Source organism: Streptomyces sp. NPDC021356 (assembly GCF_040641015.1).
Lineage (GTDB): Bacteria > Actinomycetota > Actinomycetes > Streptomycetales > Streptomycetaceae > Streptomyces.
This window is the reverse complement of sequence record NZ_JBFACU010000005.1, coordinates 223,336-249,888: the sequence shown is the minus strand read 5'-3', so window position 1 is coordinate 249,888 and position 26,553 is coordinate 223,336. Positions and strand designations below refer to the sequence as shown.

At 73.4% G+C, this 26,553-nt stretch carries 27 protein-coding genes and 1 pseudogene; 12 read left to right on the top strand and 16 right to left on the bottom strand.

The window, feature by feature from the left end:
- Nucleotides 1–410 precede the first annotated feature (410 nt).
- A complete protein-coding gene (locus AB0G56_RS08965; RefSeq protein WP_360965836.1) occupies nt 411–1,241 on the bottom strand; it encodes a helix-turn-helix transcriptional regulator in 831 nt (276 codons plus the stop codon).
- A 54-nt stretch (nt 1,242–1,295) separates the two neighbouring features.
- Nucleotides 1,296–1,946 carry a TetR/AcrR family transcriptional regulator gene (locus AB0G56_RS08960; RefSeq protein WP_360965833.1) on the bottom strand — a complete coding sequence of 217 codons (651 nt, stop codon included), beginning with the start codon at nt 1,944–1,946 and terminating at the stop codon, nt 1,296–1,298.
- A gap of 89 nt (nt 1,947–2,035) precedes the next feature.
- Between AB0G56_RS08960 and AB0G56_RS08955 the strand changes: the two genes are divergently transcribed.
- The 3 genes from AB0G56_RS08955 (at nt 2,036) to AB0G56_RS08945 (ending at nt 4,332) form a co-directional block, all read left to right on the top strand.
- Nucleotides 2,036–3,190, top strand: a complete 1,155-nt coding sequence (locus AB0G56_RS08955) for an acyl-CoA dehydrogenase family protein (RefSeq protein ID WP_360965830.1) — start codon at nt 2,036–2,038, stop codon at nt 3,188–3,190.
- Nucleotides 3,191–3,297: 107 nt separating this feature from the next.
- Nucleotides 3,298–3,585 carry a YiaA/YiaB family inner membrane protein gene (locus AB0G56_RS08950; protein WP_360965827.1) on the top strand — a complete coding sequence of 96 codons (288 nt, stop codon included), beginning with the start codon at nt 3,298–3,300 and terminating at the stop codon, nt 3,583–3,585.
- Nucleotides 3,586–3,690: 105 nt separating this feature from the next.
- The gene (locus AB0G56_RS08945) at nt 3,691–4,332 is read left to right on the top strand and encodes a TetR/AcrR family transcriptional regulator (RefSeq protein ID WP_360965825.1); all 642 of its coding nucleotides are present in this window, start codon (nt 3,691–3,693) and stop codon (nt 4,330–4,332) included.
- Here the strand turns inward: AB0G56_RS08945 and AB0G56_RS08940 are convergent.
- Nucleotides 4,323–4,784, bottom strand: a complete 462-nt coding sequence (locus AB0G56_RS08940; protein ID WP_360965822.1) for a MaoC family dehydratase — start codon at nt 4,782–4,784, stop codon at nt 4,323–4,325. The genes AB0G56_RS08945 and AB0G56_RS08940 overlap by 10 nt on opposite strands.
- A 113-nt stretch (nt 4,785–4,897) precedes the next feature.
- Here AB0G56_RS08940 and soxR point away from each other — a divergent pair, with 113 nt between their 5' ends.
- On the top strand, nt 4,898–5,389 hold the full coding sequence (gene soxR, locus AB0G56_RS08935) for a redox-sensitive transcriptional activator SoxR (RefSeq protein ID WP_360965819.1): 492 nt from the start codon (nt 4,898–4,900) through the stop codon (nt 5,387–5,389).
- Nucleotides 5,390–5,672: 283 nt separating this feature from the next.
- Here the strand turns inward: soxR and AB0G56_RS08930 are convergent.
- The 3 genes and pseudogenes from AB0G56_RS08930 to AB0G56_RS08920 all read right to left on the bottom strand — a co-directional run bounded on the left by AB0G56_RS08930 (nt 5,673) and on the right by AB0G56_RS08920 (nt 7,423).
- Nucleotides 5,673–6,391: pseudogene (locus AB0G56_RS08930) on the bottom strand (3-keto-5-aminohexanoate cleavage protein).
- A 255-nt stretch (nt 6,392–6,646) separates the two neighbouring features.
- Nucleotides 6,647–7,252: a hypothetical protein gene (locus tag AB0G56_RS08925; RefSeq protein ID WP_360965816.1), complete on the bottom strand. Its 606-nt coding sequence runs from the start codon at nt 7,250–7,252 to the stop codon at nt 6,647–6,649.
- 15 nt (nt 7,253–7,267) lie between these two features.
- The gene (locus AB0G56_RS08920) at nt 7,268–7,423 is read right to left on the bottom strand and encodes a hypothetical protein (protein WP_360965813.1); all 156 of its coding nucleotides are present in this window, start codon (nt 7,421–7,423) and stop codon (nt 7,268–7,270) included.
- 98 nt (nt 7,424–7,521) lie between these two features.
- Here AB0G56_RS08920 and AB0G56_RS08915 point away from each other — a divergent pair, with 98 nt between their 5' ends.
- A complete protein-coding gene (locus AB0G56_RS08915; protein WP_360965811.1) occupies nt 7,522–10,317 on the top strand; it encodes a penicillin acylase family protein in 2,796 nt (931 codons plus the stop codon).
- A gap of 21 nt (nt 10,318–10,338) precedes the next feature.
- On the opposite strand, the gene AB0G56_RS08910 is transcribed toward AB0G56_RS08915, so the two are convergent.
- On the bottom strand, nt 10,339–11,676 hold the full coding sequence (locus tag AB0G56_RS08910) for a serine-threonine protein kinase (RefSeq protein ID WP_360965808.1): 1,338 nt from the start codon (nt 11,674–11,676) through the stop codon (nt 10,339–10,341).
- Between the two features lie 311 nt (nt 11,677–11,987).
- Nucleotides 11,988–13,235: a DUF1343 domain-containing protein gene (locus AB0G56_RS08905; protein ID WP_360965805.1), complete on the bottom strand. Its 1,248-nt coding sequence runs from the start codon at nt 13,233–13,235 to the stop codon at nt 11,988–11,990.
- Nucleotides 13,236–13,446: 211 nt separating this feature from the next.
- On the opposite strand from AB0G56_RS08905, the gene AB0G56_RS08900 reads away from it, so the two are divergent.
- From AB0G56_RS08900 to AB0G56_RS08885, 4 genes are read left to right on the top strand one after another with little or no spacing between them, the layout of a single operon-like run.
- A complete protein-coding gene (locus AB0G56_RS08900; protein ID WP_360965802.1) occupies nt 13,447–14,211 on the top strand; it encodes an SDR family oxidoreductase in 765 nt (254 codons plus the stop codon).
- A complete protein-coding gene (locus AB0G56_RS08895; RefSeq protein ID WP_360965799.1) occupies nt 14,208–15,887 on the top strand; it encodes an AMP-binding protein in 1,680 nt (559 codons plus the stop codon). The genes AB0G56_RS08900 and AB0G56_RS08895 overlap by 4 nt, the downstream gene beginning before the upstream one ends.
- A gap of 24 nt (nt 15,888–15,911) precedes the next feature.
- Entirely contained in the window at nt 15,912–16,505 is a 594-nt protein-coding gene (locus AB0G56_RS08890) for a TetR/AcrR family transcriptional regulator (RefSeq protein WP_360965796.1), read from the top strand.
- Between the two features lie 47 nt (nt 16,506–16,552).
- Entirely contained in the window at nt 16,553–17,497 is a 945-nt protein-coding gene (locus AB0G56_RS08885; RefSeq protein ID WP_360965794.1) for an NADP-dependent oxidoreductase, read from the top strand.
- A gap of 34 nt (nt 17,498–17,531) precedes the next feature.
- Here AB0G56_RS08885 and AB0G56_RS08880 read toward each other — a convergent pair whose 3' ends face one another.
- Genes AB0G56_RS08880 through AB0G56_RS08865 form a run of 4 tightly spaced genes read right to left on the bottom strand, consistent with a single transcriptional unit; the run spans nt 17,532 to nt 19,786 of the window.
- Nucleotides 17,532–17,885 carry a DUF202 domain-containing protein gene (locus AB0G56_RS08880; protein WP_360965792.1) on the bottom strand — a complete coding sequence of 118 codons (354 nt, stop codon included), beginning with the start codon at nt 17,883–17,885 and terminating at the stop codon, nt 17,532–17,534.
- Entirely contained in the window at nt 17,882–18,274 is a 393-nt protein-coding gene (locus AB0G56_RS08875) for a DUF202 domain-containing protein (protein WP_360965789.1), read from the bottom strand. The genes AB0G56_RS08880 and AB0G56_RS08875 overlap by 4 nt, the downstream gene beginning before the upstream one ends.
- A 55-nt stretch (nt 18,275–18,329) precedes the next feature.
- Nucleotides 18,330–18,845 (bottom strand): NUDIX domain-containing protein, encoded by a 516-nt coding sequence (locus AB0G56_RS08870; protein WP_360965786.1) that lies wholly within the window; start codon nt 18,843–18,845, stop codon nt 18,330–18,332.
- A gap of 47 nt (nt 18,846–18,892) precedes the next feature.
- Nucleotides 18,893–19,786 carry a DMT family transporter gene (locus tag AB0G56_RS08865; protein ID WP_360965783.1) on the bottom strand — a complete coding sequence of 298 codons (894 nt, stop codon included), beginning with the start codon at nt 19,784–19,786 and terminating at the stop codon, nt 18,893–18,895.
- Nucleotides 19,787–20,463: 677 nt separating this feature from the next.
- On the opposite strand from AB0G56_RS08865, the gene AB0G56_RS08860 reads away from it, so the two are divergent.
- Nucleotides 20,464–21,249, top strand: coding sequence for a molybdopterin-dependent oxidoreductase (locus AB0G56_RS08860; protein WP_360965780.1), 786 nt, complete (start codon nt 20,464–20,466; stop codon nt 21,247–21,249).
- Nucleotides 21,233–21,859, top strand: a complete 627-nt coding sequence (locus AB0G56_RS08855; protein WP_360965777.1) for a cytochrome b/b6 domain-containing protein — start codon at nt 21,233–21,235, stop codon at nt 21,857–21,859. Before AB0G56_RS08860 ends, AB0G56_RS08855 begins: the two co-directional genes overlap by 17 nt.
- Nucleotides 21,860–21,866: 7 nt before the next feature.
- Here AB0G56_RS08855 and AB0G56_RS08850 read toward each other — a convergent pair whose 3' ends face one another.
- From AB0G56_RS08850 to AB0G56_RS08835, 4 genes are all read right to left on the bottom strand, one after another.
- Complete coding sequence (locus tag AB0G56_RS08850; RefSeq protein ID WP_360965774.1) at nt 21,867–22,901, bottom strand: L-idonate 5-dehydrogenase; 1,035 nt, start codon at nt 22,899–22,901, stop codon at nt 21,867–21,869.
- A gap of 10 nt (nt 22,902–22,911) precedes the next feature.
- Nucleotides 22,912–23,676, bottom strand: a complete 765-nt coding sequence (locus AB0G56_RS08845) for an SDR family oxidoreductase (protein ID WP_360965771.1) — start codon at nt 23,674–23,676, stop codon at nt 22,912–22,914.
- A gap of 10 nt (nt 23,677–23,686) precedes the next feature.
- Nucleotides 23,687–25,084, bottom strand: coding sequence for a gluconate:H+ symporter (locus AB0G56_RS08840; RefSeq protein ID WP_360965768.1), 1,398 nt, complete (start codon nt 25,082–25,084; stop codon nt 23,687–23,689).
- A 75-nt stretch (nt 25,085–25,159) separates the two neighbouring features.
- On the bottom strand, nt 25,160–25,705 hold the full coding sequence (locus tag AB0G56_RS08835) for a gluconokinase (protein ID WP_360965765.1): 546 nt from the start codon (nt 25,703–25,705) through the stop codon (nt 25,160–25,162).
- A gap of 143 nt (nt 25,706–25,848) precedes the next feature.
- Between AB0G56_RS08835 and AB0G56_RS08830 the strand changes: the two genes are divergently transcribed.
- Nucleotides 25,849–26,550 (top strand): FadR/GntR family transcriptional regulator, encoded by a 702-nt coding sequence (locus AB0G56_RS08830; protein WP_360965762.1) that lies wholly within the window; start codon nt 25,849–25,851, stop codon nt 26,548–26,550.
- Nucleotides 26,551–26,553 lie beyond the last annotated feature (3 nt).

Sequence of the window (26,553 nt, the reverse complement as noted above, 5' to 3'; positions counted from 1 at the left end):
CACGCACCTCGCCCACCACCCGCACGTCGGCACCGGCACGGCACTCGCCCCGGGCCCGGCGCGGACTTCCGCGCCACCGGGCCGCAGGCGTGCCCGACCGCGGTGAGCAGGCACGGCGCCCCGGACGCCTACGGCCGCGAACGCCTGCCCCGCCGCCACCGCGAGCGGCGGGGACCGCCCGCACCGGACATCGGCAGCCCCGCCGTCACCGCGCCCGCCGACGACATCACCACGCCCGTCATCACCACGCCCGTCACCACCACGCCCGTCGGCAGCGGCGGCGGCCCCCTCACGGCGTACGAGACACAGCGCCCCCGGCGCCACGGCCCCGGCCGGCAACCGCCACGGCACCACGCCCACAGCACCACCGTCGCGGCGGCGGCACCGGCGGCCGGGCGCCGCGGGGCTCCTCAGCGCAGTGCGGTCCGCTCGATGCCGAGCAGGTCGGACAGCGCGGCTTCGCCGGCCGGGGTGACCTTCACGGCGCGCTCCGAGCCGATGCGGACGCACCAGCCCGTGTCCAGGGCGTGCCGGCACAGCGCGGCACCCGCGACCCCCGCCAGATGGTGGCGCCGTTCCGTCCAGTCGAGGCAGGCGCGGGCGAGCGGGCGCCTGCCCCGGCGGTCCAGCGCGATGCCGGCGGAGTCGAACCAGTCCAGCCCGGCGTCCGTGAGCGCGAACCCGGTGGCTCCTTCATCGCGCGTTCGCCTCCGGGCCGCTCCAGCCGGTGGCGGGGGACCGGGCGTGCTCGCCCCTTCGGGCCTCCGCGCACCCGGTTCCCCGCCACCGGCGCGGCCCTCCGGCTCACGGGTGCGCAGCAGCCCGCGTACGGTCAGCGCGTCCGTGACCGCGATGCCCAGCCGCCCGGCGAGATGGTCGTAGCAGGTGCGGCCGCGGGCCATCGCGGATCCGGCGCCGGCCTCCCGCAGCGTGCGGGGGCGGCGTGCGTCCCCCGGGGCGACCTGCGCGGCCAGGTCCTCGACCAGCTGGGCCACGCGCGCGTCGGCGAGCCGGACGTACCGGTGCCGGCCCTGCCGTTCCTCGGAGAGCAGGCCGCCCCCGACGAGTTTGCCCAGGTGCTCGCTGAGCGTCGACGCGGCCACGCCCGCGTGCCGGGCCAGCTCACCGGCGGTCCACGCCCGCCCGTCGAGCAGCGCCAGCAGGCAGGCGGCCCGCGTCTCGTCGGCGATCAGCGCGGCGAGAGCCGCCAGGCCGGGCGCTCGGGGGTCCTTGGTGGTCATGCCTCCCAGGATGCGGCACGGACGGTTCGGCGCCCGCCGAACCGTGGGCGCGCGCTACGCCTCCCGCCCGGCCCTCTCGTACGGCCCGTACTGCTGCGCCAGTCCGTCCAGGAGCGCCGCGAGCCCCGTCTCGAAGGCCCGCTCGTCGATCTTCTCCTGCTGCTCGGCGAGGAGGTGGGCCTGCCCGAGGTGCGGGTAGTCGGCGGGGTCGTAGGCGCCGGCGTCGTCCACGAAGCCGCCGGCGAAGGAGCCGAGCGCGGAGCCCATGACGAAGTAGCGCATCAGCGCGCCGATGGAGGTGGCCTGCGCGGGCGGCCACCCCGCGTCGACCATCGCGCCGTAGACGGCGTCGGCCAGGTGCAGCGCGGCCGGCCGGCGGCCGGGGCCGCGGGCGAGGACGGGGACGATGTTCGGGTGGGCGCGCAGGGCGGCGCGGTAGGAGACGGCCCAGTCGTGCAGCGCGGTCCGCCAGTCGCAGCCGTCCTCGAACATCGACAGGTCGACCTGTCCGCTCACCGAGTCGGCGACCGCCTCCAGGATCTCGTCCTTGGTGCGGAAGTGGTTGTAGAGCGAGGGCCCGCTGACGCCGAGTTCGGCCGCGAGCCGGCGGGTGGAGACCGCAGCCAGGCCCTCCGCGTCCACGAGGTCCCGCGCCGTCGCGACGATGCGGTCGGTGCTGAGGAGGGGCTTGCGCGGTCGGGCCATGGCGCACATAGTAGGGCTGCGCCGTAAAACTAGCAGTGATAATTTAAATGTACGGCTTTCAAGATCTGTCATCTGTGGGGTGATCCGTCATGAACCTCGGCCTCAGCGAGGAGCAGACCGCGGTGCGGCAGCTCGCCCGGGACTTCGTCGAGCGGGAGATCACCCCCCATGTCGTCGCCTGGGACCGCGCCGAGGACGTGGACCGGGGGATCGTCAAGAAGCTCGGGGAGGTCGGCTTCCTCGGGCTGACCGTCGGCGAGGAGTACGGCGGCTTTGGCGGCGACCACCTCTCCTACTGCCTGGTGACCGAGGAGCTGGGCCGCGGCGACTCCTCCGTGCGCGGCATCGTCTCCGTCTCGCTCGGCCTGGTCGCCAAGACGATCGCCGCCTGGGGCGACGAGGAGCAGAAGCGGCGCTGGCTGCCGGGACTGACCTCCGGCGAGTACGTCGGCTGCTTCGGCCTCACCGAGCCCGGCACCGGTTCCGACGCGGGCAACCTCACGACGCGGGCCGTGCGCGGCGCGGGCGGGGACTTCGTCCTCGACGGCAGCAAGACGTTCATCACCAACGGCACCTGGGCCGACGTCGTCCTGCTCTTCGCCCGCTCCACCGACGCCCCCGGCCACAAGGGCGTGACCGCCTTCCTGGTGCCCACCGACACCCCGGGCCTGACCCGCCGCACCATCCACGGCAAGCTCGGCCTGCGCGGCCAGGCCACCGCCGAACTGGTTCTCGAGGGCGTGCGCGTCCCGGCCTCCGCGATGCTCGGCCCGGAGGGCAAGGGCTTCTCCGTCGCCATGTCGGCGCTGGCCAAGGGCAGGATGTCGGTGGCGGCCGGCTGTGTCGGCATAGCCCAGGCCGCGCTTGACGCGGCGGTCCGGTACGCCGGCGAGCGCGAGCAGTTCGGCAAGTCCATCGCCCGGCACCAGCTCGTCCAGGAGCTGATCAGCGACATCGCCGTCGACGTGGACGCCGCGCGCCTGCTGACGTGGCGGGTCGCGGACCTGATCGACCGCGGCCGGCCGTTCGCCGTCGAGTCCTCCAAGGCCAAGCTGTTCGCCTCGGAGGCGGCCGTGCGCGCCGCCAACAACGCCCTCCAGGTCTTCGGCGGTTACGGCTACATCGACGAGTACCCGGTGGGCAAACTGCTGCGCGACGCCCGCGTGATGACCCTCTACGAGGGCACGAGCCAGATCCAGAAACTCGTCATCGGGCGGGCGCTGACAGGCGTCTCGGCCTTCTGAGGCCCCGTGCGGCAGGGGTGCGCGGGTTTCTTGGCACCCGGTCTGAGTACCCGGTCTGAGTATCCCGGCGGATGTGGCGGCGGCCACATCCGCCGATGCTGGGCCGCATGAGTGACACACCGGTCAAGCAGCAGAACACGGCCGCCTTCTACGGCCAGGCCGTCGCCTCGTTCGCCGTCGCCATGACGGCCACCGCCCTCGGCATCTTCCGGTTGCACGCCGACGCCTGGGTGCGGTCCTTCCTCGCCATCGCCGTCCTCTACCTCGTCACCTCCGCCTTCACCCTCGCCAAGGTGATCCGGGACCGCCAGGAGGCCGGGCAGATCGTCAGCCGGGTCGACCAGGCCCGCCTGGACAAGCTGCTCGCCGAGCACGACCCCTTCGAGAAGCTCTGACCCCCGCCACTTGGGCCGCCGTACGCCGCCCACCGGGGATGCTAAGCGACCGCTCAGCTTCGGCGGTATGGTGGAGCCTCTGACGCAGAGAGGGGCGAACGAGCGATGAGTACGGCGGAGGAGACGGCCGGCGGGGACGCGCAGCCGTGGGCCGAGGTCACCCCTGACGCGGCCCGGCGGCTGCTCGTGGCCGCCGTGGAGGCCTTCGCCGAGCGGGGCTACCACGCGACGACGACCCGTGACATCGCCGGCCGCGCCGGCATGAGTCCCGCCGCGCTCTACATCCACTACAAGACCAAGGAAGAGCTGCTCCACCGCATCAGCCGGATCGGCCACGAGAAGGCGCTGGAGATCCTGCGCACCGCCGCCCGGCGCGAGGGCGGCGCGACCGAGCGGCTCGCCGACGCCGTCAGCTCCTTCGTGCGCTGGCACGCGGGCGGGCGCACCACCGCGCGCGTCGTGCAGTACGAACTGGACTCCCTCGGGCCGGACGCCCGGGCCGAGATCATCGCGCTGCGCCGACGGGTCGACGCCGAGGTGCGCGGCATCATCGAGGAGGGCGTGGCCGCGGGGGAGTTCGACGTCCCGGACGTGCGCGGCACGACGCTGGCCGTGCTCTCCCTGTGCATCGACGTCGCCCGCTGGTTCAACGTCGAGGGGCCCCGCACCCCGGAGCAGGTCGGCGCGCTCTACGCCGACCTCGTCCTGCGGATGGTCGGGGCCCGGACCGGCGTGACTCAGAGGTAGTAGCGGGACACCGACTCCGCCACGCACACCGGCTTGTCGCCGCCCTCGCGCTCCACCGTGAAGGCGACGGTCACCTGCACGCCGCCGCTGACGTCGTCCACGCCCGTGATCGTGGCGGTGGACCGCAGCCGCGAGCCGACCGGCACGGGGGAGGGGAAGCGGACCTTGTTCGTGCCGTAGTTGACGCCCATCTTCACGCCCTCGACGCGGATCAGCTGCGGTCCGAACAGCGGGAGCAGCGACAGGGTCAGGTAGCCGTGCGCGATGGTCGTGCCGAAGGGGCCCGCGGCGGCCTTCTCGGGGTCCACGTGGATCCACTGGTGGTCGCCGGTCGCCTCGGCGAACAGGTCGATCCGCTTCTGGTCGATCTCCAGCCAGTCGGTGTACCCCAGCTGCTCGCCCACCGCCGCCCTCAGCTCGTCGACGGAGGTGAAGATCCTCGGCTCTGCCATGTGCCCGGCCTCTCGCATCGCGGTACGTCATGTCTAAGCAACTGCTTAGCATGCTCGGTGCCGGGGCCCCTGTCAACGCGGCCGGGTCCGGTCCGGTCGGTAGGCTCCGGCGAGTGCCCCAGATTCCCGAGAAGATCCACGAGCTGACCGTGGGCCAGATGGCCGCCCGCAGCGGAGCGGCGGTCTCCGCCCTCCACTTCTACGAGGCCAAGGGCCTGATCAGCAGCCGCCGCACCGCCGGCAACCAGCGCCGCTACAGCCGTGACGCGCTGCGCCGGGTCGCCTTCGTCCGGGCCGCGCAACGCGTCGGCATCCCGCTGGCCACGATCCGCGAGGCACTCGCCGAACTCCCCGAGGAGCGCACCCCCACCCGCGAGGACTGGGCCCGCCTCTCCGCGGCCTGGCGCGCGGAACTCGACGAGCGCATCAAGCAGCTCAACCGCCTACGCGACCACCTCACCGACTGCATCGGCTGCGGCTGCCTCTCCCTGGACACCTGCGTCCTGTCCAACCCGGACGACGCCTTCGGCGACCGCCTGACCGGCTCCCGCCTGATGGCCGAACGGGGCCCGGCCCCGCGGCCCGCCACCGGCCCGACCGGCTGAGGATCCCGGCCGCGTATCTGACGCACGTGCGCCGCGGGGTCAGCCGGCCCGCCACCCCGGGCACACGCCCCCGTGGGCGGTGCCCGGCGTGGAGCAGGGCCCGGCGCCCGGCTGCCGCCGTCCTCCGTCCTTCCGCCCCGTCCCTCGCCGTGCCGGCCTCCCCGCCGACGGCGGTCCGGTGCCCGCGAGGTGTGGCCGCGGATGCCGAGGGCGGACGGGCGGGCCGGTTGCGGACGGCCTCGGTTGCGTACCGCCTCCCAAGCGCACGGCCCAAGGGGCGGCCCTACGGCTGGGGCATCGCGTGGAGGCGCAGGGCCGCCCTGACCAACTGCGCGTTCGAGAGCGCCCGTTCGCCGTCCGGGAGGAGCAGTGTGTCCTCCAGGCCCGCGCGGGTGGCCAGGCCCAGACGGCCCGCGAGGCGCAGGACCGGCCAGGTGCCGGCCTCCACGCCGTGCAGCAGGACCGGACGGCCGTGCGCGTCGCCGATCGCGGCCGGCAGGGCGCGTGCGGACGCCTCGGCCGTGTCGGCGGCCGGGTCCGTCACCTCGGCCAGGACGCGCAGCACCCGGGGCCCGAGCGGTGAGGCGGCGAACCGGGCCGGACCGTCCGTGCCGGACCACAGGCCGGCCTCCACGCCGACGCCCAGGTCGAGCAGGACGCCTGCCAGTTCCTCCGCGCCCGGCTCGTGCCAGTTGACGGAGGCGAAGTCGGGCAGCGCCGTCCAGTCACGGACGCGCGCCGCCCGGGCCGCCGGGCCGGGCTCGGCCCAGGCCCCGTGGTCACGCCGACCGGCACGGCGACGTGGGCCCGGACCGCCTCGACCGTGGCCGCCACCACGCGCGGCGACAGGCTCTCCCGCCCGCACGGCGTCCGGGGACGGACGTGCACCTCGCCGGCTCCGGCCACGACGGCCCGCGCCGCGGCCCCGGCCACCGCCAGCGGAGTGAGCGGCACCACCGCGCCGTCGGCGGCCGTCCGGGATCCGTTCAGACACGCCTGCATGGTCGGGACAGTGCCCCCGCCGGGCCCAGGGGCAGCCCCCGGGCCGCACACGGAGCACCCCGCCGGGACCGGGCGCACAGCACTCCCCGGGGCCGCCCGCAGAGCGGTCCCGGCGTCCGGCACCCGGGCAGCCCCAGGCCCCGAGGGCCGCGCCCCCGGCACACTCCCGGCGCACCCCGCCGTGCCCGCCGACCGCTTCTCGTCGGCCGTTTCTCGCTCGGCCGTTTCTCGCTCAGTCGCTCGGGACTCGACCGCTCAGGCCGACACCAGCAGCCGCCGTCCGCGCCGGGCGTACGCCAGCGCCTCCGGGGTGAGCACGGGTCGCGGGACCAGGATGCCGCAGTCCGCGCAGACCGGGCCGGCGGACGGCTCGTGGTCCAGGCCGTAGCGCCACACCAGGCGCTCGCCGCCGCACACCGGGCACACCGAGCCGGGCGCGCGCTCCAGCGCGGCGATCAGCCGGCGCAGCACCTCGGCCAGCGGCTCGGACGGGTGCACCCGCGGGTCGTCGCACCAGGCGACCCCGAAGCCGCCCCAGGTCAGCCGGTGCCAGTCGTCCACGCTGCCCGGCCGGCGCAGCCCGTCGTGCTTCTCCTTCCTGCGTCGCCCGGCGAACTCCTCCTCGTACTCGAGCCACACCGAGCGCGCCTCCTCCAGCTCCTCCAGCGCGGCCACGAGCCGCGCCGGGTCGGGAGACCTGTCCTCGGGGCCGAACCCGGCCCGGGAGCACAGGTGGTCCCAGGTCGCCCGGTGGCCGTAAGGAGCGAACCGCTCAAGGCACTTGCGCAGTGAGTAACGCCGCAGCGCCAGATCGCACCGCGGATCCCTCACCTGTCTCGCCAGACTCCGGAAACCCGCCATCGCCCTGCACCTCCGTCACACCTGCACCGGTACTCGTACTCGTCCTTCGGTCACTTCGGCGTCGTCGTACAGAAGCGTCGTACCGACGTCGTCAGGTAGACGTGCCGGGCCGCGATTCGGCTCCATCCGATTTCCGATGTCCGCCATAACTTCGCCCTGGTTGACCGTCATGTCCGTCCCGCAGACTCCAAAAAGTGACGCGTGTTCATCTTCCAACTCGGGGATACCGCCGGTAACGTCCCGCTCCACCCCCGTCGGGAGGAGCAGTCATGCCACGGCGCACCCCACGAAGCGCGCTCGACAGAGTGAGAACTCCCCGCAGATTCCCCGGGTTCCTGAAGACCGCCTCCGTATGCGTCCTCATTGCCGGTCTTTTGTCACCCTTTTCCCAAGCGGTCGCGGCGGACGCGGCACCGAAGGCCACCGCCGCGAACGACTACTGCGGCGGCCGGTGCTCGGACATCCTGCCGCCGGGCGAGAACGGCAACGCCACCCTCGCCCAGATCCTCCTCAACCAGGGCTTCGGCACCCAGCCCGGCCACGCCGAGGACCAGCTCGGCCCCTACGCGAACCTGGCCAAGGGCTACCCGGCGCTCACCGACGACACGATCAACACCTTCTTCAACGACGCCTCGTTCGGCGTCCAGGCCGACCAGGTCGCCTCCACCGAGAAGCCCGCGGGCCGCGGCGACGTCACGATCGTCCGGGACAAGAAGACCGGCGTGCCGCACATCACGGGCACCACCCGCTACGGCACCGAGTTCGGCGCCGGATACGCCGCCGCCGAGGACCGGCTGTGGCTCATGGACGTCTTCCGGCACGTCGGCCGCGGCCAGTTGACCTCCTTCGCGGGCGGCGCCCCCGCCAACCAGGGCCTCGAGCAGCAGTTCTACCGCAACGCGCCCTACACCGAGGCCGACCTCCAGGCCCAGATCGACAGCGCCGTGGCGAAGAACGGCGCGCGCGGGCAGCAGGCACTGGCGGACGTGAACGCCTACCTCGCCGGCATCAACGCCTACATCGACGCCTCCGACTCCGGCCGCTACTTCCCCGGCGAGTACGTCCTCACCGGCCACAAGGACGCGATCACCAACGCCGGCACCATCGACCACTTCAAGGTCACCGACCTGGTCGCGCTGGCCTCGGTCGTCGGCTCGCTGTTCGGCGCCGGCGGGGGCGGCGAGGTGAACAACGCCCTCTCCCTGATGGCCGCCCAGGCCAAGTACGGCGTCGAGGAGGGCACCCGGGTCTGGGAGTCCTTCCGCGAGCGCAACGACCCCGAGGCCGTCCTCACCCTCCACGACGGCCAGAGCTTCCCGTACGCCACCAAGCCCGACTCCCCGAAGGGCGAGGCCCTGCCCGACGCCGGCTCGGTGACGGAGGAACCCCTCCTGTACGACCGCACCGGCAGCGCGACCGCCCGCTCGGCGGGCAGCGCCGCCGCCACGGCCGCGAAGACCGCCCTCTCCTCGGCCCGGCGCGGCATGTCCAACGCCCTCGTGGTCGGCGGCGAGCACACCGCGAGCGGCCACCCCGTCGCCGTCTTCGGACCGCAGACCGGCTACTTCGCGCCCCAGCTGCTGCTGCTCCAGGAGATCCAGGGCCCCGGCATCAGCGCCCGCGGCGCCTCCTTCGCGGGCCTGAGCATGTACGTCGAACTCGGCCGCGGCCAGGACTACTCGTGGAGCGCCACGACCTCCGGCCAGGACATCATCGACACCTACGCCGTCGAACTGTGCCAGGACGACCACCACTACCTCTACCACGGCACCTGCACGGCCATGGACCAGGTCCAGCAGGCCAACGCCTGGAAGCCCACCGTCGCCGACGGCACCAAGGCCGGCTCGTACACGATGCGGGTGTGGCGCACCGCGTACGGTCCGGTCCAGTACCGCGCCACCGTCGGCGGCAAGAAGGTCGCCTACACCACCCTGCGCTCCTCCTACCTGCACGAGGCCGATTCGATCATCGGCTTCCAGATGCTCAACGACCCCGACTTCGTCCAGGGCCCGCAGGACTTCCAGAAGGCCGCGCAGCACATCAACTTCACGTTCAACTGGTTCTACGCCGACTCCCGGCACACCGCCTACTACAACAGTGGTGACAACCCGGTGCGGGCCGACGGCGTCGACGCCGAGTTCCCGGTGTGGGCGCGGCCGGCCTACGAGTGGCGCGGCTGGGACCCGGCGGCCAACACCGCCGACTACACCGCGCCCGCCGCGCACCCCAACTCCGTCGACCAGGACTACTACATCTCCTGGAACAACAAGCAGGCCGAGGACTACGCGGCGGCGCCCTGGGGCGAGGGCTCGGTGCACCGCGGCAACCTGCTGGAGGACCGGGTGAGGAAGCTCGTCGCCTCCGGCGGGGTGACCAGGGCCTCGCTCACCCGGGCGATGGCGGACGCGGCCGTCGCCGACCTGCGCGCCGAGGACGTGCTGCCGGGGCTGCTGAAGGTGCTCGACAGCTCGCCGGTCACCGACCCGGCGGCAGCGGCGGCGGTGGACAAGCTGCGGGCCTGGCTGGCCGCGGGCGCCCACCGCACCGAGACCTCGGCCGGTTCCAAGAAGTACGCCGACGCCGACGCGATCCGCATCCTGGACGCCTGGTGGCCGCTGCTGGTCAAGGCCGAGTTCGAACCGGGCCTCGGCAGCGACCTGTTCACCGCCTTCGGCGCCAACCTGCCCGTCGACGAGTCCCCCTCGGCCGGCCACGGCCCGACCGGCTCGCACGCCGGAAGCGCCTTCCAGTACGGCTGGTGGAGCTATGTCGACAAGGACATCCGGGCGGTGCTAGGCGAGCAGGTGAAGGGCCCGCTGGCACAGAAGTACTGCGGAGCCGGCAGCCTCACCGCCTGCCACGACACCCTGGCCGCCACCCTCAAGCAGGCGGCCGGTCTGACCGCGGCCCAGGTCTACCCGGGCGACGACCAGTGTGCGGCGGGCGACCAGTGGTGCGCCGACTCGATCGCCCAGCGCCCCTTGGGCGGCATCAAGCACGGCAGGATCAGCTGGCAGAACCGGCCCACCTTCCAGCAGGTGGTGGAGTACACCTCCCACCGGTGACGTCCGGGTGCCGGCGGCGGGTCACACGATGCGGCCCGCCGCCAGCACCAGCCGGGCCAGCTCCGGGTGCACGATGTCGCTGTGCGCACCGGCCGGCGGCCCGCCGCGTCTGACCACCTCGGCCGCGTCCACGTTCACGCAGCCGGAGACGGGCAGCGGGCCGCTCGTCGCCTCGGCCAGGGTGCACGCGCGCGTGCCCGGCACCGCCTGCACCCCGTCGTGCCCCATCGCACCCCAGCGGGTGCCGAGCAGCGCGCCGACGTCCACGCCCAGCACCGACCGGTCGTCGTCCGCCATCCGTGACGCCAGCGGGTAGAACGTGCCGAGCGCGGTGTCGAAGTGCGAGGAGCAGCACACCAGGGGGCCGTCCACCCGGTGCTCCTGCCCCTGGAGCACGCCTCCCGCGCGCGGGTCGCCGGGCAGCCGGGCGGCGAACGCGTAGTGCGAGAAGGCCCCCTGGAGCAGGGTCACGGACTTCACCGCCCGCACCCCCGGTGGCAGCCCGCGCAGCGCGAACGACACCAGCCGCCCGCCGAAACTGTGCCCGACCAGATGGACACGCAGGTCCGGGGCCGCCTCCGCGAGCCGGGCGACCGCCGGTCCGAGCCCGCGCTCGCCGACGGCGCCCGCGCGCCGCTTCATCGTGTAGTACGTCGCCTGCCGCAGCAGTTCCTTCGCGCCGTCCCACGGATTCGGCAACGAGAACGACTCGCCCGCTGAACCCGACTGCCCCGCTGGCCCCGACTGCACCGCCTGCGCCGCCGCCTGCGCGAACTCCGCGCAGACGTCCGCCGCCGGCCGCGTGAACATCCCCGGCGCGTGCTCGGGGACGCCCTCCGCCACCGTGTCCGCCGCGAAGTGCGCCTGCGGCCCCGGCGGCACCAACTCCACCAGCAGCCCCACCAGCCGCCCGAACTCCTCCAGGGCGGCCTCGTCGTGGGGGTGCTGGTCCAGCATCCGCGCGAGCCGGTCCACCACCGTGGCCCGCCCCGGGAAGGCCTCCAGGAGAGCGTGCCGGGTGTCCTCGTCGAGCGCCGGGCCGGGCGCGGGCCCCGCCGCGGTGGAGCGCGGGAAGTCGGGGATCGGCTCGTCGCAGAAGCGCATCGACGGCCAGATCACCCCCACGTACCCGATCCGCGCGGCCGGCGCGAGGCCCGGGACGGGGGCGAAGAACTGCCGGTAGAGCCGGGTCGCGCCGGAACGGTCGTTGTTCCAGCCGTGCGCGAAGACGATCAGGTCGCGCACGCCGCTCGCGCGGGCCCCGGCGAGCAGCCGGTCCCGTTCCGGGACGTCCACGTCCCCGTCGGCGTCGAAGGTCAGCTCCCAGTAGGGAGCGACACCCGTCCCCGTGTCCGCCATGGCCGGACCCCCTCGTCCCCCGAAGCGGTGCGATGTGTGGTGCATCGTCCTGCGATCGGGGGACGTTGGCCATACGTCAGGACACTCCCGTAAGGAGTAATTCCGGCCGCCGCACGGGCGGCGCGGCCACCTCCTGGGCACGGCGGCCACCTCCTGGGCACGGCGGCCACCTCCCGGGTACGGCGGCCACCTCCCGGGTACGGCGGCCACCTCCCGGGTACGGCGGCCACCTCCCGGGTACGGCGGCCACCTCCCGGGTACGGCGGGCGCCGCACGGGTACGGCGGGCGTCTCACGGGTACGGCGGGCGTCTCACCGGTACAGGAGGTAGTGCCGGCGCGTCGCGCGGAACGCGGCCAGCTCCTCGCGCCAGCCGCCCGCCACCTCGTCGGTGTCCGCACCCGCGTCGATCATCGTGCGCACCCGCGTGGAACCGGTGAGCCTGTCGATCCAGTCGTCCGGCCGCCAGGCGAAGCCGTCCCAGACCCGCTTCGCGGTCACCAGCAGGGCGATGCCGGTCCGTACCGGGTCGAAGGCGTCCCGGTCGTGCACGTGGATCTGCACCCCGCCGGCCGTCTTCCCCTGGAACTTGGAGAAGGTGGGCGCGAAGTACGCCTCGCGGAAGCGCACCCCGGGCAGCCCCAGCGCGTTCGCGGCGTCCGCCCAGCGCCCGTCGATGCCCTCCGCGCCGAGGAGTTCGAAGGGGCGGGTGGTGCCCCGGCCCTCGGAGAGGTTCGTGCCCTCGAACAGGCAGGTCCCGGAGTAGACGAGGGCCGTGTCGGGGGTCGGCATGTTCGGGCTCGGCGGCACCCAGGGCAGCCCTGAGGCGTCGTAGAAGTCGGAGCGCCGCCAGCCGGTCATCAGGACGGTCTCCAGCCGCACCGGCGTGGTCAGGAACTCCCCGTTGAACAGCCGGGCCAGCTCCGCCACCGTCATGCCGTGCGCCTGCGCGATCGGCTGCCGCCCGACGAAGGTCGCGAACTCCTTGTGCAGGACCGGACCCAGCGCCTGCCTGCCGGTCACCGGGTTCGGGCGGTCCAGCACCACGAACCGCTTCCCGGCGAGCGCGGCGGCCTCCATGCAGTCGTACAGGGTCCAGATGTAGGTGTAGAAGCGGGCGCCGGCGTCCTGGATGTCGAAGACGACCGTGTCCACGCCCGAGGCGGTGAAGACGTCGGCGAGCGGCTGCCCGCTCTTGAGGTACGTGTCGTACACCGGCAGTCCGGTGGCCGGGTCGTCGTAGCGGCCCTCGGAGCCGCCCGCCTGCGCGGTGCCGCGGAAACCGTGCTCCGGGCCGAAGACGGCGACCAGGTCCACCCGGCGGTCGGTGTGCATCACGTCCACGATGTGCCGCACGTCGCGGGTGATGCCGGTCGGGTTGGTGACGATGCCGACCCGCTGCCCGTCGAGCGCCGCGTAGCCGTCGGCGGCCAGCCGTTCGAAGCCGGTCCGCAGCGGCCGGCCGTGGCCCCGCGGCGCCGCCTCGGCCCGTGCGGCCGGCCCGGCCGAGGCCGCGACCGCAGCCGTGCCGGCGAGCAGACTCCGTCTGGACAGCTTCATGCGGCGACCTCCGTGATCAGGGCGGGTGTCATGCGCACGCACGCTAGCGCGCGCCCCGGGCCGCTGGGAACGAACCTGCGGGAGTGCCCGAGGTCTACACCACTGGCTGTGCCACTGGCGCCGCCGGTGGCGTGCCACCTCTTCCCGCGCCACATACCGACCGGTTAGTGTGTTGCGGCAGAGCCGTAGCGTGCCGTGTCGAAGGAGACCGATGGTGCAAGCCGTTCAGGGTGCGGGAGTGGTCGTCACCGGAGCCGGTAGCGGCATCGGAGCCGCACTGGCCCGCCGCTTCGCCGCCGAGGGCGCGAAGGTCGTCGTCAACGACCTCGACGCCGCACGCGCCGCCGCCGTCGCCGAGGAGACCGGCGGCATCGCCCTGCCCGGAGACGCCTCCGCGATCGTCGCCGACGCCCGCGACGCGCTCGGCGGCACCGTCGACGTCTACTGCGCCAACGCGGGGGTCGGCTGCGCCGGTACCGAGGCGGTCGGCGAGGAGGTCTGGGCGCGGGCGTGGGACGTCAACGTCATGGCCCACGTCCGCGCCGCCGAGGCCCTGCTCCCGGCCTGGCTGGAACGCGGCAGCGGCCGGTTCGTCTCCACCGTCTCCGCCGCCGGACTGCTGACCATGATCGGCGCGGCCCCGTACAGCGTCACCAAGCACGGCGCGTACGCCTTCGCCGAATGGCTCGCGCTGACGTACCGCCACCGCGGTATCAAGGTGCACGCCATCTGCCCGCAGGGCGTGCGCACCGACATGCTCGCCGCCACCGGCAGCGCGGGCGACCTGGTGCTCAAGCCCAACGCGATCGAACCGGAGGAAGTGGCCGACGCCCTGTTCAAGGGCATCGCCGAGGACCGCTTCCTCATCCTGCCGCACCCCGAAGTCGCCGGCTTCTACCAGACCCGCGCAGGCGACCCCGACCGCTGGCTGACGCACATGAACCGCATCCAGCGCACCTGGGAGGAGACCCGGTGACCGCCGCCCCTGACCCCGGCTCCCGGTACGCGGCCAAGCCCTGGCTGCGCCTCCTCGACGAGGCCCAGCGCGCCCCCGTCGACCCCGCCGACTCCCTGGTGCACGCCCTGCGCCGGTCGGCCGCCGAAGCCCCCGACCGCACCTTCCTCGCCTACTTCGACGCCCGTCTCACCTACCGCGAGACCGACGAGCTGAGCGACTCGGTGGCCGGGCACCTCGCCGCGCACGGCCTGCGCCGGGGCGACCGGGTGGCCGTCGTCCTGCAGAACTCCCCGCACTTCGTGCTCGCCGTCCTCGGCGCCTGGAAGGCGGGCGCCACCGTGGTACCGGTCAACCCGATGTACAAGTCGGCGGAGGTCGCCCACGTCCTGAAGGACGGCGAGGTGGCCGCGCTGGTCTGCTCCGACCGGGCCTGGGAGTCCTACCTGCGCGCCACGGCCGCCGACTCGCCCGTGCGGATCGTGCTCACCGCGTGCGAACGGGACTTCCAGACCCGCGACGACACCCGCGTGCTCGCCTTCGAACGGCTGCCGCGGGCCGCGGACGCCGACGACCTCACCGCCGTGGCCCGCGCCGGCCACCCGGCCCCCGCCGCCCCCGCCCCGGCAGCCGCCGAGACCGCGCTGATCAGCTACACCTCCGGCACCAGCGGCAAGCCCAAGGGCGCCACCAACACGCACGGCAACATCATGTACAACGCCGAGCGGCAGCGCACCGGCCTGGTCCTGCCCGCGGCGCCCGTCTACTTCGCGCTGGCCCCGCTGTTCCACATCACGGGCATGGTCTGCCAGTTCGGCGCCTGCCTGAACAGCGCGGGCACGCTCGTGCTGGCGTACCGCTTCGAGCCCTCGGTCGTGCTGGAGGCGTTCGCCGAGCACCGCCCGCACTACACCGTCGGCCCCTCCACCGCCTTCATGGCGCTCGCCGCCCACCCGGCCGTCACCCCGGACCACTTCTCCTCCTTCCACGTCATCTCCTCCGGCGGCGCCCCGCTGCCGCCCGCGCTGGTGGAGAAGTTCCGGTCCGCCTTCGGCCCCTACATCCGCAACGGCTACGGCCTCACCGAGTGCACCGCGCCCTGCGCCTCCGTGCCACCGGGGCGCGAAGCCCCCGTCGACCCGGTCTCCGGGACGCTCGCCGTGGGCGTGCCCGGCCCCGACACGGTCGTACGGATCGTCGACGACACCGGTGCGGAGGTGCCCTTCGGCGAGCAGGGCGAGATCGTCGTGCGCGGCCCACAGGTCGTGCCCGGCTACTGGCGGCGCCCCGACGCCACCGCCGAGACCTTCCCCGCGGGGGAACTGCGCACCGGCGACATCGGGTTCATGGACGAGCAGGGCTGGCTGTACGTCGTCGACCGCAAGAAGGACATGATCAACGCGTCCGGCTTCAAGGTGTGGCCGCGCGAGGTCGAGGACGTCCTCTACACCCATCCGGCGGTGCGCGAGGCGGCCGTCGTCGGCGTCCCCGACGGCTACCGCGGGGAGACCGTGAAGGCCTACATCAGCCTCCGCCCGGACGCCGAGGCGGACCCGGACGAACTCGCCGCGTACTGCAAGGAGAGACTGGCCGCCTACAAGTATCCCCGGCAGGTGGAGATCCTGCCGGAGTTGCCGAAGACGGCGAGTGGGAAGATCCTCCGTCGGGAACTGCGTTCCCGGCACGACACCAGGTAGACCACGGAAAGGCAGGTGGCGGCAGTGCCCAGGACGACGGAGACGGCCGGGACCCCCGTGCCCCAGCGGCTGCTGGCCGCCGCCACCCGGCTCTTCGCCGACCAGGGCTACGACCGCACCTCGGTGCAGGAGATCGTCGAGGCGGCAGGGGTCACCAAGGGCGCGCTCTATCACTACTTCGGCTCCAAGGACGACCTCCTGCACGAGGTGTACGCGCGCATGCTGCGCCTCCAGCAGGAGCGGCTGGACGCCTTCGCCGACGCCGACGAACCCGTCGAGAAGCGGGTCCGGGACGCCGCCGCCGACGTCGTCGTCACCACGATCGACAACCTCGACGACGCGATGATCTTCTTCCGGTCCATGCACCACCTCGGTCCGGAGAAGAACAAGCAGGTCCGCGCCGAGCGCCGGCGCTACCACGAACGCTTCCGCGCGCTCATCGAAGAAGGCCAGGAGAAGGGTGTCTTCTCCAAGGCAACCCCCGCCGACCTGGTCGTCGACTACCACTTCGGCTCCGTCCACCACCTGTCCACCTGGTACCGCCCCGACGGCCCGCTCACCCCGCAGCAGCTCGCCGACCACCTGGCCGACCTGCTGCTGAGGGCACTGCGACCGTGAGCGCGTCCCGGGTTGCGTGACGGGCGGCCGGCCCGGAAGGTCGTGCCATGAAGGGCATCAGCTACAGCCGCTACGGCGGACCCGAGGTGCTCGAGTACGGGGAGGTCCGCGACCCCAAGGTCGGCCCCGACTCGGTGCTGGTGGAGGTACGGGCGGCGGCCGTGAACCCGGTCGACTGGAAGTGCCGCGAGGGCCACCTGGACGGCCTGCTCGACCCGGTCTTCCCGGTGGTGCCGGGCTGGGACCTCGCCGGGGTGGTGGTGCGGCCGGGCGCCGCCGTCACCGAGTTCGCGGCCGGCGACGAGGTCATCGGCTACGTCCGCGAGGACTTCCTGTCCCGCGGCACCCTCGCCGAGTATGTCGCCGCCCCGGTGCGCACACTGGCCCGCAAACCGCGCAACCTCTCCTTCGAGGAGGCGTCCGGGCTGCCGCTGGCCGGACTCACCGCCTACCAGGTGCTCGTCGGCACCCTCCGGGTCGAGCGCGGCGAGACCGTCCTCGTGCACGCCGCCGCGGGCGGGGTCGGCTCGTTCGCCGTCCAGCTCGCCACCCACCTGGGCGCCCGCGTGATCGGCACCGCGAGCGAACGCAACCACGACTACGTACGCTCCCTGGGCGGCGAGCCGGTCACCTACGGCGACGGACTGGCCGAGCGGGTGCGCGGACTCGCGCCCGAGGGGGTGGCCGCCGTGTTCGACACGATCGGCGGCGAGACCACCAGGACCTCCGCCCACCTGCTCGCGCCCGGGGGCCGCCTGGCGTCCATCGCCGACCCCGAGGTGGTCGCCCACGGCGGCAGCTACTGCTTCGTCCGCCCCGACGCCGAGGACCTGCTGCACCTGACCGAGCTGGCCGAGCAGGGCGTGCTGGGCGTGCACGTGGCCGAGGCGTTCCCGCTGACCCGCGCGGCGGACGCGCAGCGGCGCAGCCAGGAGGGCCGCACCCGCGGGAAGATCGTCGTGACGGTGGGGTCCCGGAACCAGGGGACGTAGGGCGTGACGGTGGCGTCAGAGGAACGGCGGGGCCTCAGAAGACCAGCACCGCCGCGCACACCGCCATCGCCACCGTGCACAGCACCGCCGCGGTGGCGAGCCGTGCGGTGAGGGCCGGCGGGGCCGCGGTGCCCGCGAGGCGACGGATGCGGAACTGGGCCAGCAGCACGAAACCCAGCCAGAGCAGACAGCACAGGGCGCAGACGAGGACACCGGCGGGGGAGACACCGCCGTGCAGGGCCGTCTTGACGGCGAGCACCGCCGCCACCGTGCCGGACAGCGTCGTACGCCGCCAGGCGAGCCGCGTCCGCTCCGGCTGCAGACCGGGGTCGCGCACGGGAGCGGCCCTGGGCGCGCCGTCCCCGGCCGCCCCGCCCGCCGCACTCACCCCGCCCGTCCCGCCAGGACCACCACGACCATCGCGACGGCCACGACCGCCACGACGATGCCCAGCAGCGCCGGGAAGCGCGACGCGGGCAGGTCCTCGCCGCGGCGCATCGCCCGCTCGCAGCGCACCCAGTGGTTGACCGCGCGCAGCGAGCACAGCACGCCCGCGGCGAGCAGGGCGAGCGCGAGACCGATGCGCCAGGCCCACCCCAGGTGCGGCAGGAACTGGTCCACCGCGAAGCCGCCGCCGATGAGCGCGAGCGCGGTGCGCAGCCAGGCCAGGAAGGTCCGCTCGTTCGCGAGCGAGAAGCGGTAGTCCGGGGTACGGCCCTCCTCCCTGACCTCCTCGGGGGCGAACCACAGGCGGACGTTCCGTGCGAAGTCGATCACGGGAGGGACCCTACCCAGGTGCGTGCCGACGGGCCCCGGAGGGGCACGGGCGCCGTCACCGGGCCGACCTGTGGGCCTTCAGGCGCTCGTAGGCGGCGAGGCCGTCGGGCACCCACTCCCACTCGCCCAGCCGCCGCTCGACCTCCTCCTCGGCCAGGAAGCCGTGCCAGGCGACCTCCTCGGCCTGCGGACGCACCGGCAGCTCGCAGCGGACCTCGTACACCGCCGACCACCAGCTGCGGCCCGCGCCGTCGTCGTACAGGAACTTGAACAGGTACTCGGGCCGGGGCAGCCCCGAAACGCCCAGTTCCTCCTCGGCCTCGCGCAGCGCCGCGTCGTCGTAGCTCTCCCCGGCTCCCACGACACCGCCCACGAACAGGTCGTGCAGGGAGGGGAAGACCAGCTTGGTCGCCGTACGGCGGTGCACGAAGAGCCGCCCCTGGGCGTCGCGGGCCTCGACGAAGACGCAGCGGTGCCGCAGCCCGCCGGCGTAGACCTCCCCGCGGGGGGCCCGCCCGATGACGCGGTCGTCGGCGTCGACGATGTCGAGGATCTCGTCCGCAGCGCTCATGCCCCCCATCCAAGCAGGCCGCGCCGGGAGGCGGTGGCCGGTGCGGATCAGCGCGGTTGCAGCTTCCGTTTCTGCTCGGGAACCGAGGCGCCGCACGGCATCGCCGGGTGCAGGCCGAGCAGGACGATACCCGTCACGATCGCCGCGAGACCCACCGCCTCCCAGGTCAGCGCGCTGATGTCGGTGCGCAGCCGGTCCCCGAGGAAACCGACCCCGCAGGCGATCCCGGCCAGCGGTTCGGACGCGGTGAGCGCGGGCAGCGACATGCGCAGCGGCGCCGTCTCGAAGGCGCTCTGCACGAGGATCAGCCCGGTGACACCGATCACCAGCAGGCCGTACGGCTGCCAGCTCGTGAACAGCTCCGCCCAGCCGCCCGCCGAGAACCGCTGCCCGCTCACCCGGGTGAGCGCGTCCTGCACGCCGTACAGCAGCCCCGCGGCCACCGCGAGCAGCACCGGCCCCCAGCTGAGCCGGGAATGCTTGGCACAGGTGGTCAGCAGCAGCGCCACGCCCACCATGGTCCCGATGATCAGCCAGTGCCGCAGCGGATCGGTGACCGCGCTGCCCGCCCGTGGCTGGCCCGCCAGGATGAACGACGTCACGCCGCCGGCCAGTAGCGCGAGGCCCAGCCAGCCCTGCCGGCCCAACGGCTGCCGGGTCTGTCTGCGCGACAGCGCGAGCGCGAACAGCAGGTTCGTCGCCAGCAGCGGTTCCACCAGGGAGATCTCGCCCCGGCCCAGGGCCACCGCGCCCAGCACCATGCCGGCCACCATCAGGGCGAGCCCGCCCAGCCAGCGCGGCACCTTGACCAGGTCGAGCAGCAGCCGCGGCGAGAGGAAGTCGCTGAGCGGAGCCCGCTGGGCCGCGTTCTGCTGGAGCACGAAACCGAAGCCCAGGCAGCAGGCGGCACTCACGGCGAGAATCAGAACCAGAACCGACACGCTGCGTACCTCGATCATCCGGCCGGGCCACGGGGTGCGTAATGGCCGACTGTAGCGTCCTGGAGCGCCGTTCGCCGGTACGAGTACCCGGATCCGCGCAGTCGACTCGGCCACGACGCCCTGCGTGTCAGGGCGATGGCACGGCGGTACGGCCATGGTGGGCCGCACCGGCGGACTTCGCCATGGCGTACGCCACACGGGTGAGGCGCACGGGTCGGTCACGCGGGCGGGACCGGCCAGTGAGGCGGACCGTGCCCCTCTCGCAAGTACCCTGCGCCAAAGCCGCGTTGACGTGACGTCGCCGAACCGGCCGCCGACCCCGCCGCGTTGACGCAGAGCCGTCGACAGGCGGTCCGCGCGCGCCGCGGACGGGGAGAGCCGGGGGCGCCGTCCCGGCCGGTCCGACGCAACGCAAGAGCGCGTGCGGCAAAAGGCGCGTGCCGCGAAAGGCGCACGACGCGAAAGACGCGTGCCGCGAAAGCTGTGCGACGCGAAAGAAGCGCGACGCGAAAGCTGTGCGACGCGAAAGACGCGCGACGCAAAAGCTGCGCGACACAAAAGTCGCGTGCCGCGAAAGATGCGCGACGCGAAAGCTGCGCGCCCCGAAAGATGACGGAAGTCTGACGGGCGCCGGGGAACCCTGGCACCCCCGGGGGCCGAGGTGCTCGAATGATGACGTGAACCCCGAACCGTCCGAAGGACCGGGCCGCCCCGACGGCCCGCCCGAGGAACCGAGCCACGACCGCTTCCCGCCCGAGGAGCAGGGGCGGCCCGTCGGCCGCCGCGTCTTCCTCGCCACCCTGGGCCTGGGCGCCCTCGGCGTGGTCGCCGCGCCCGGCCTGCAACGCGGCATGGAGGGCTTCCTCGGAGCCGCCTCCGGCAACGACCCCACCGGCCTGACCGGTCTGCTGCCCAACGGCGGCGGTTTCCGCTACTACTCGGTCGCCGCCTCCGTCCCCCGCGAGGACGCCACCGACTACCGCCTGACCGTCGACGGCCTGGTCGACCACCCGGCGACGTACACGCTGGCCGACCTCAGGGCCCTGCCGCAGACCCGCATGGTCCGCGACGTCCAGTGCGTCACCGGCTGGCGGGTGCCCCGCACGGCCTTCGAGGGCGTACGGCTCTCCCGGCTCCTGGAGGCCGCCGGGGTCCGCCGCACGGCGCGGGCCGTCCGCTTCACCTGCTTCGACGGCACCTACACCGAGAGCCTCACCCTCGGCCAGGCCCGCCGTCCGGACGTCCTGGTCGCGTTGCGCATGCAGGACAAGGACCTCGGCCACGACCACGGCGGCCCGGTGCGCCTGTACGTCGCCCCCATGTACTTCTACAAGTCCGCCAAGTGGCTCTCCGGCATCACCGTCACCGACGACGTCCGGGCCGGCTACTGGGAGGACCGGGGCTACGACGTCGACGCCTGGGTCGGCCGTTCGAACGGACGCAGCGATGTCCCCACCGGTTGAGACCGCGGCCCCGCCCGCCCGTGACGTCCGCCGCTTCGGCGCCGCCCAGCGGTGGGTGCACCGCGGCACGGCCGCGCTGATGGGCGTGTGCGTGCTGACGGCCGCCTGCCTGTACATCCCCCAGCTCGCGGTGCTCGTCGGCCGCCGCGAACTGGTCGTCCGCGTCCACGAGTGCGCGGGCCTCGCGCTGCCCGTCCCGGTCCTGCTGGGCCTGGCCTCCCGCGCCCTCCGCGCCGACCTGCGCCTCCTCAACCGCTTCGGCCGGCACGACAAGGTCTGGCTGCGCGCCGCCCTGCGCCGCGACCGGCGGCCCGCCGCGCGTCCCGCGGGCAAGTTCAACGCCGGGCAGAAGATCTACGCCGCGTGGATCGCGGGGGCCGCCCTGGTCATGCTCGGCACCGGCCTGATGATGTGGTTCACCCACCTCACCCCGCTGATGTGGCGCACCAGCGCCACCTTCGTCCACGACTGGCTCGCCCTGACCATCGGTGTCGTGCTGGCCGGTCACATCGGCATGGCCCTCGGCGATCCGGAGGCCCGCCGCGGCCTGCGCACCGGCATGGTGAGCCGGAGCTGGGCGGAGCACGAACACCGGCTGTGGAGGCCGTGAGAGAGGTTCAGCTCCCGGGGTCCCCGAAGTCCAGCAGCACCTTGCAGGACCGCGTGCGGTCCGCCGCCAGCGCGAACGCCGCCTCGGCGTCCCGCACCGGGACCACCGCGCTGACCAGCTCGTCGAAGGCGGGTTCGGCGGCCAGCAGCCGCAGCGCCCCGTCGAACTCCGTACCGAAGCGGAACGCCCCGCGCAGCTCGATCTCCCGGCTGACGACGAGGTTCCCGGCGAACGGCGTCTGCCCGGGCGGCAGCATCCCCAACTGGACGACCACCCCGCCGCGCCGCACCAGACGCAGGCACGCGTCGAGCCCGGCCGCCACCCCGGAGGCCTCCACGGCCACGTCCACCTCGGACGGCCACCCCGGGTCCGCCGGATCGTCGGCCCGTACGACCGTGTCGGCGCCGGCGGCCGAGGCGTACCGCAGCGCGCGCGGCACCAGGTCGGTGACGGTCACGCGGGCCGCGCCCGCCGCCCGGGCCGCCGCGACGACCAGGCAGCCGATCGGTCCGGCCCCGGTCACCAGCACGTGCCGGCCGGTCACGTCCCCGGCCCGGCGCACCGCGTGCAGCGCCACCGACAGCGGTTCGGCGAGGGCGGCCCGGCGCAGGTCCAGGCCCGCCGGAAGCGGCCTGACCTGCCCGGCCGGCACGGCCACGCGCGCCGCGAAGCCGCCCTGGACGTGCGGGAAACGGGCGGCGCTGCCGAGGTAGCGGGTGTCCCGGCAGACGTTCTCACGGCCGTCCGCGCACTCCGGGCAGGTCCCGCACGGGGTCGCCGGGTGCACCGCCACGGCCGTGCCGGGGGCCGGACCGGCGGCGCCGGGGCCGTAGGAGACGACCGTGCCGACCACCTCGTGCCCGAGCACCATCGGCTCCCTCAGCCGGAAGTCCCCGACCCCGCCGTGGCGCCAGTAGTGCAGGTCGGAGCCGCACACCCCGCCGTAGCGGACGGCGACCAGCGCCTGCCCGGGGCCGGGCTCGGGCTCGGGCGCCTCCTCGATGCGCAGGTCGCCCTGGGCGTGGATCACACAAGCGCGCACCGTGGGCCTCCTACAGCACACTCGTCATGCCGCCGTCGACGTACAGCACCTGCCCGGAGACGAAGTCCGCGGCCGGGGAGGCGAGGAAGAGCACCCCGCCCACCAGGTCCCCGGTACGTCCCCAGCGGCCGGCCGGGGTGCGGCGGCGCACCCACCCGCTGAACTCCTCGTCCTCGACCAGGGGACGGGTCAGCTCGGTCTCGATGTAGCCGGGCCCGAGCCCGTTGACCTGCACCCCGTACGGGCCCCAGTCGGCGCACATGCCCTTGGTCAGCATCTTCAGCGCGCCCTTGGTCGCCGCGTACGGCGCGATGCCGGGGCGGACCACCTCGCTCTGCAGCGAGCAGATGTTGATGATCTTGCCGTGGCCGCGGCCGGTCATCCGCCGGGCGGCCTCCCGCCCGACGAGGAAGGCGCTGGTGAGGTTGGTGTCCAGGATCCGGTGCCAGTCCGTGTCCGTGAACTCCAGGAGCGGCGCGCGCAGTTGCATGCCCGCGTTGTTGACCAGGATGTCGAGCGGGCCCACCCGCTCCTCGACGTCCGCGATCCCGGCGGCCACCGAGGCGCCGTCGGTCACGTCGAACGCCGCCGTGTGCACCCGGTCGCCGGGCAGTCCGGCGGCCGCCTCCGCGAGCGTGCCGCCGTCGCGGCCGTTGAGCACGACCGTGCAGCCGGCCTCGGCCAGGCCGCGGGCCAGGGCCAGTCCGATGCCCCGCGAGGAGCCGGTGACCAGGGCGGTCCGGCCGCCGATGTCGAAGAGAGAGTGAGCCGTCATCGCCGTACCCCTACAAGATCAGGGAGAGGGCGAGGACCAGGGCGCCGGCCACCACGGAGAGGATCGTCTCCATCAGCGACCAGGTCTTGATCGTCTGGCCGACCTCCAGCCCGAAGTACTCCTTCACCAGCCAGAAGCCGGCGTCGTTGACATGGCTGAAGAAGAGCGAACCGGCGCCGATCGCCAGCACCAGCAGGGCGGCGTGGGTGGTCGACATGTCGGCCGCAAGCGGCGCGACCAGACCGGCCGCCGAGACGGTCGCCACGGTCGCCGAACCGGTCGCGAGCCGGATCACCACCGCGATCAGCCAGGCCAGCAGCACCGCGGGGATCGACCAGCTCTTGGAGATGTCCAGGATCATCTGGCCCACACCGCAGTCGATCAGCGTCTGCTTGAAGCCGCCGCCCGCACCGACGATGAGCATGACGCCCGCGATGGGCATGAGGCCCTTCTCGACGGTGGAGTTGATCCGCTCCTTGGTGAACCCGGCCGGGCGGCCCAGTGTGAAGATGCCGACGATCACGGCGGCCAGCAGCGCGATCAGCGGCGAACCGACGACGTCGAAGATCCGCTGGGTCATGTTCGCCGGGTCGTCCACGACGATGTCGACCAGTGCCTTGGCCAGCATCAGCACGACCGGCAGCAGTACCGTGGCCAGCGTGGCGCCGAAGCCCGGCCGCCGCTCCAGCTGCTCCGAGGCGCGCTCCGGGAGCATGCGGTCCGGGGCGGGGACGTCCACCCAGCGGGCCGCGACCTTCGAGAACAGCGGACCGGCGATGATCACGGTCGGGATCGCCACGACTATGCCCAGCGCCAGCGTCACGCCCAGGTTGGCCTTGACCGCGTCGATCGCGACCAGCGGGCCGGGGTGCGGCGGGATCAGCCCGTGCATCACCGACAGACCGGCCAGCGCCGGGATGCCGATCCGCATGAGGGAGTAGTTGCCGCGCTTGGCCACCATCAGGACCACCGGGATCAGCAGCACGATGCCGACCTCGAAGAACAGCGGCAGACCGATCACGGAGGCGATCAGCACCATCGCCCACGGCATCGCCCGGCCCCCGGCCTTCGCCAGGATCGTGTCGACGACCTGGTCCGCGCCGCCCGAGTCGGCGAGCAGTTTGCCGAGGATCGCACCCAGCGCGATCAGCACGCCCACACCGGCGACCGTCGAACCGAGACCGCTGGTGAAGCTGGTGATCGCCTTGTCCAGCGGCGCGCCGGCGACCGCGCCGAGCACCAGTGACCCGATGGTCAGCGACAGGAAGGCGTGCAGCTTGAACTTGGTGATGAGCAGGACGATGACGGCGATGCCCGCCAGGACGGCGATTCCCAGCTGGGCGTGTCCGGCCGAGGTGATCGGCGGGGGCGCGTCCGCTGCCAGCATCTCGACGCTGAGTCTGGTCACGGGGAGTTCCCTTGGTGGTGAAGAGGGACGGTGGGTTTCAGAGGTGGAGCGGTCGGCGGCCGTCGGGGAGTGGCGTCACCGCGGGGACGGTTCGGCCGGGACGGACCGCGTGGTGCTGTCGAGGTCGTCCAGCGCGGCCACGGCGCGCGCGGTGATCTCCTCCGGCGAGCCGGAGACGTCCACCGCGACGCCCCGCTCGTCCGCCTGGAGCGGCTGGAGCGTGGCGAACTGGGAATCCAGCAGCGCGGTCGGCATGAAGTGACCCTGGCGGTGCGTCATCCGGTCCTCGATGAGCTGCCGGGAGCCCGTCAGATGGACGAAGACGATCCCGGGAGCCGCCGCCCTGAGCCGGTCGCGGTACGACCGCTTCAGCGCCGAGCTGCTGACCACCCCGCCGAGCCCCGCACGCCCGTGCGCCCAGCCGCCGATGGCGTCGAGCCAGGGCCACCGGTCGTCGTCGTCGAGCGGGATTCCGGCCGACATCTTGTCGATGTTGGCCTGCGGGTGGAAGTCGTCGCCCTCGGCGTACGGGACGCCGAGCCGGGCCGCGAGCAGGGGACCGATCGTGGTCTTGCCCGTGCCGGCGACGCCCATCACCACGACGACGTGGGGGGTGCGCATCACTGCCTCGCTGTCTTCCTCGACATGGGACGCCGACATCCGGCGTCCGCCACACTGAAACCCATTAGGTACGACGAATTCAAGAGACTGTGATGTATAAGTCTGACTTTTTGAATCCGTGACCCGCCCCGTACGCTGAGTGCATGAGCACACCGGGCCGGGGGCTGCACGGCCGCGTACTGGACTCCCTCGGCCCCGCCATCACCGCGGGCGAGTACCCTCCGGGCAGCGTCCTGCGCACCGACGAACTGGCACAGGGTTTCGACGTCTCACGCTCCGTGATGCGCGAGGCGGTGCGCGTCCTGGAGTCCATGCACCTGGTCGCCTCGCGCCGCCGCGTCGGCGTGACCGTCCTGCCCCACAATGAGTGGAACGTCTACGACCCCCAGGTCATCCGCTGGCGCCTGGCGGGCGCCGACCGGCCGCGACAACTGCGCTCGCTCACCGTGCTGCGCTCGGCGGTCGAACCCGTCGCGGCCGGACTGGCCGCCCGGCACGCGGGCCCCGAGCAGTGCGCCGAACTCACCGAGTGCGCCCTCGGCATGGTGGCCAACTCACGCGGCCACCGGCTGGAGGAGTACCTCTTCCACGACATGGCCTTCCACCGGGTGATCCTCACCGCGTCGGGCAACGAGATGTTCGCGCGCCTGGGCGACGTGGTCGCCGAGGTGCTGGCCGGCCGCACCCACCACGAGGTCATGTTCGAGGACCCCGACCCCGCCGCCGTCACCCTCCACGTCCAGGTCGCCGAGGCCGTCCGCGAGCGCGACGCCGAACGCGCCGAACGGCTGACCCGCGAGATCACCGTCGGCGCGCTGCAGGAACTGGACATCCTGGCGCCGTAGAGC

Bases quoted from the DNA above. Each gene is read 5' to 3' on its own strand.
- AB0G56_RS08965 (WP_360965836.1), bottom strand. From the start codon at position 1,241: ATGACCACCAAGGACCCCCGAGCGCCCGGCCTGGCGGCTCTCGCCGCG.
- AB0G56_RS08960 (WP_360965833.1), bottom strand. From the start codon at position 1,946: ATGGCCCGACCGCGCAAGCCCCTCCTCAGCACCGACCGCATCGTCGCG.
- AB0G56_RS08955 (WP_360965830.1), top strand. From the start codon at position 2,036: ATGAACCTCGGCCTCAGCGAGGAGCAGACCGCGGTGCGGCAGCTCGCC.
- AB0G56_RS08950 (WP_360965827.1), top strand. From the start codon at position 3,298: ATGAGTGACACACCGGTCAAGCAGCAGAACACGGCCGCCTTCTACGGC.
- AB0G56_RS08945 (WP_360965825.1), top strand. From the start codon at position 3,691: ATGAGTACGGCGGAGGAGACGGCCGGCGGGGACGCGCAGCCGTGGGCC.
- AB0G56_RS08940 (WP_360965822.1), bottom strand. From the start codon at position 4,784: ATGGCAGAGCCGAGGATCTTCACCTCCGTCGACGAGCTGAGGGCGGCG.
- AB0G56_RS08925 (WP_360965816.1), bottom strand. From the start codon at position 7,252: ATGGCGGGTTTCCGGAGTCTGGCGAGACAGGTGAGGGATCCGCGGTGC.
- AB0G56_RS08920 (WP_360965813.1), bottom strand. From the start codon at position 7,423: ATGACGGTCAACCAGGGCGAAGTTATGGCGGACATCGGAAATCGGATG.
- AB0G56_RS08915 (WP_360965811.1), top strand. From the start codon at position 7,522: ATGCCACGGCGCACCCCACGAAGCGCGCTCGACAGAGTGAGAACTCCC.
- AB0G56_RS08910 (WP_360965808.1), bottom strand. From the start codon at position 11,676: ATGGCGGACACGGGGACGGGTGTCGCTCCCTACTGGGAGCTGACCTTC.
- AB0G56_RS08905 (WP_360965805.1), bottom strand. From the start codon at position 13,235: ATGAAGCTGTCCAGACGGAGTCTGCTCGCCGGCACGGCTGCGGTCGCG.
- AB0G56_RS08900 (WP_360965802.1), top strand. From the start codon at position 13,447: ATGGTGCAAGCCGTTCAGGGTGCGGGAGTGGTCGTCACCGGAGCCGGT.
- AB0G56_RS08885 (WP_360965794.1), top strand. From the start codon at position 16,553: ATGAAGGGCATCAGCTACAGCCGCTACGGCGGACCCGAGGTGCTCGAG.
- AB0G56_RS08870 (WP_360965786.1), bottom strand. From the start codon at position 18,845: ATGAGCGCTGCGGACGAGATCCTCGACATCGTCGACGCCGACGACCGC.
- AB0G56_RS08855 (WP_360965777.1), top strand. From the start codon at position 21,233: ATGTCCCCACCGGTTGAGACCGCGGCCCCGCCCGCCCGTGACGTCCGC.
- AB0G56_RS08845 (WP_360965771.1), bottom strand. From the start codon at position 23,676: ATGACGGCTCACTCTCTCTTCGACATCGGCGGCCGGACCGCCCTGGTC.
- AB0G56_RS08835 (WP_360965765.1), bottom strand. From the start codon at position 25,705: ATGCGCACCCCCCACGTCGTCGTGGTGATGGGCGTCGCCGGCACGGGC.
- AB0G56_RS08830 (WP_360965762.1), top strand. From the start codon at position 25,849: ATGAGCACACCGGGCCGGGGGCTGCACGGCCGCGTACTGGACTCCCTC.